Raw genomic sequence first — 3,120 nt, forward strand, 5'->3', positions numbered from 1 at the left:
CTCCCGGGGCGGGCTGCTCGTCGAGGGGACCTGTGACGAGATCGGGCGGCGGCACGTGTGGGTCGCGCTCGGTCCTGAGGGGCCGCGCACGGTCACCTTCGCGACGCGGCTCGGTTCTCTGGAGCGGCCGTCCGACCTCGCCGAACGCCTCCCGAAGGCCCTCATCCACCGCAACGTCCCCGGCGAACCGGTGCACGCCTTCCTCCGCGACTTCGACCGCGCGTGGGCCGCCGCCGCGCCCTACGTCTCCTACGGCGCCCGCCAGCGCTGGATCCGCGCGGTGCGGGACCTCACCGCCGACTGGCCGGTGACGGACGGTCCGGTGCGCTGGCGGCAGGGCGAAGTGACCGTGACCTGGGGGGCGTTGGCCCCGCGCGGGTGAATCCGGTTGCGGGTGTCGGCTGCGGGGAACGATCTCCGGCGGCCGTTCGTCACATCCCATGACCTGGAAGGAAAGGGAAGAAGTACGGGAAGTACTCCCTCTGTCGTTTTCTGCAGGGACATGGCACGATCCCCCAGGCGTCCGTAAGTTACTGACGGTCAATCAGATTCCGGTACGGCAGATGTGGATGTGGGGGCAGGGGTATGGGAACGGGCAGGCGGGCCCTGATCACGACGGCCATCACGGTCGTCTGCGCGGTCACCGTACTCGCGGCACCCGGCACCGCGTTCGCGAGCCCGCCGCCGACGCCTTCGTCGACCCCGTCCGCGACCGCGTCCCCAACCCCCGTGACCAACAAGGACCTTGAGGCCGTACGCGAGAAGCTCGACGCGCTGTACCACGACGCCGCCGTCGCCACGGACGCCTACAACGCGGCCGAGGAGCAGGCGCGGAAGCAGTCCGCGGAGATCGTCGAGCTGGCCAAGAAGATCGTCAAGGGCCAGGAGAAGCTGGGCGAGTTGAAGGACCGCGCCGGTGCCGCGGCCCGCTCCCAGTACCGCACGGGCGGGCTCCCGGACGAGGCGCAGCTGCTGCTGAGCGACAACCCCCAGGCGTTCCTGGACGGTACCGGCCGGGTGCTCCAGGGTCAGCGCGCCACCAAGGGCCTGATCGCCGAACTGACCCGCACCCAGCAGGACTTGGAGCAGTACACCGCCGACGCCTCCGCCCAGTGGCAGCAGTTGGAGAAGAACCGCCAGGCCAAGGCCACCGCCAAGAAGAAGGTCACGACCCAGATCGCGGCGGCCGAGAAGCTGGAGTCCCAGCTGGAGAAGCAGGAGAAGGAGCGGCTGGCCAAGCTGGAGCAGCAGGCCGCGCTGAAGGCGCAGACCGCGTGGCTCGACTCCGGCGCCCTCAAGGACGTCAGCGGCAAGGCGTCCGCGGCGGACAAGGCGGCGGTGGCCTACGCGACGGCCCAGCTCGGCAAGGCGTACGAGTGGGGCGCCGAGGGCCCGTCGACGTACGACTGCTCGGGGCTGACCTCACAGGCCTGGGCGAGCGCCGGCCACCCGATCCCGCGCACCTCGCAGGAGCAGTGGAAGCAGCTCCCGCACGTCGCCGTGAAGGACATGCGCCCCGGCGACCTCATCATCTACTTCGACGACGCCAGCCATGTCGCCATGTACATCGGCGACGGCGCGATCATCCACGCCCCGCGGCCGGGGCGCACGGTGACGGTCGCGGGGGCGGGTTCGATGCCGATATTGGGTGTTGTGCGCCCGGATGCGTGATATCTCCGCCTGATGAGCAGGGCTCGGCCGGTGACCCGGGCCACGTGACCTGGCGCACGCACCCTTCGCGCCAAACACCCGCCCGGCGTGACCTTCGTCATCCCCAGGTGAGGGCCACCCTGTCCAACTGCGGTACGGATCACGGCATATGACAGTGGCCGCCTGCCAGGCGACGTGTCTCACACCATTCCTTTACGGCGCCCACTACCGCTATGGTCCCCGTCGGTGGGTCGAGGTCCCTCGCCCCGCCGTGCCCTCGGGGGGAGGGAAGGAACCAGGACGATGCCCGCACCCATACCGCGGCAGAGAGCGGTCCCGGCCGCGGAAAGTGGTCAGGCGCAGACCGGGCCCGCGATCGGCGGCCCCTCCGGAGACAGTTCCGGAAGCCTCACCGGAGACAGCTCCGCAGCCGCCTCCACGGCCGTGTCCGGAGCCGTATCCGGAGCCACGGAGGCCCCGCGCACGCAGGACACGGTCGACGACGACACGGTCGCCGCCGACAAAGCGGGCGACAAGGCCGACGACGGCAAGGCGGACGTCCGCCCGGCCGACGCCGTGCCCAGCGCTGCCCACGCCCAGGCCCCTGCCTACGGCAACCCGACCGGTCACCTCACCCTGCTCATGATCGAGGACGACCCCGGCGGTTCGCCGGTCGTGCCCGAACTGCTCGACCCGGCCGGCAAACCGATCCGGGTCCGCACCGCCCGCAACCTCACCGAGGCCGAGCGGCTGCTCACGGACGACGTCCACTGCATCCTGCTGGACCTCGCGCTGCCCGCTCCCGCCCGGGCCGGGGACGGCACCGACGACGAGCTCGCCGTGCTCAAGCACGTCCTGCGGCTCGCGCCGCACCACGCCGTCCTCGCCCTCACCGCGTCCGGCGACACCGAGCGCGGCGCCGAGGCGGTCCGCGTGGGCGCCCAGGACTATCTCTTCCGCGACGAGCTGGACGGCCGGCTGCTGAGCCGGGCGATCCGCTACGCGGTGGAGCGGAAACGTTCCGACAGGGCCGAGCGCAAGCTCACCGAGTCCAAGCTGCGCGCCCAGGAGAACGCCCGCCTCGAACGCGGCCTGCTGCCCACGCCCCTCCTGGAGGGCTCCCCGCTGCGCTTCGCCGCCCGCTACCGCCCCGGCCGCTCCCGCGCGCTGCTCGGCGGCGACTTCTACGACACCGTGCGCACCCCCGACGGCACGGTGCACGCGATGATCGGCGACGTCTGCGGTCACGGCCCCGACGAGGCCGCGCTCGGCGTGGAACTCCGCATCGCCTGGCGCGCGCTGACCCTGGCGGGCCTCTGCGGCGACCAGCTGCTCGGCACGCTGCAACAGGTCCTGGAGCACGAGCGCTCCGACGACGAGATCTTCGCGACGCTCTGCACGGTCGACATCGCGCCCGACGGCCGCCGCGCGGGCCTCTGCCTGGCCGGCCACCCGTCCCCGCTGCTGGCC

2 protein-coding genes and 1 pseudogene are annotated in these 3,120 nt (G+C 71.9%); all 3 read left to right on the plus strand.

Annotated features, from left to right (window positions below):
- Positions 1 to 382, plus strand: a pseudogene (locus AC31A1_RS49170) (class I SAM-dependent methyltransferase); the annotation flags it as partial.
- Between the two features lie 203 nt (positions 383 to 585).
- A complete protein-coding gene (locus AC31A1_RS49175) occupies positions 586 to 1,671 on the plus strand; it encodes a C40 family peptidase (RefSeq protein ID WP_489659555.1) in 1,086 nt (361 codons plus the stop codon).
- Positions 1,672 to 1,953: 282 nt separating this feature from the next.
- The coding region (locus AC31A1_RS49180) for a PP2C family protein-serine/threonine phosphatase (RefSeq protein WP_489659556.1) at positions 1,954 to 3,120 on the plus strand (1,167 nt) is incomplete at its 3' end.

This window comes from Streptomyces sp. P5F9, assembly GCF_057961495.1.

What these genes read in the sequence shown, in the direction of transcription:
- AC31A1_RS49175 (WP_489659555.1), top strand. Translation starts at nt 586, where the DNA reads ATGGGAACGGGCAGGCGGGCCCTGATCACGACGGCCATCACGGTCGTC.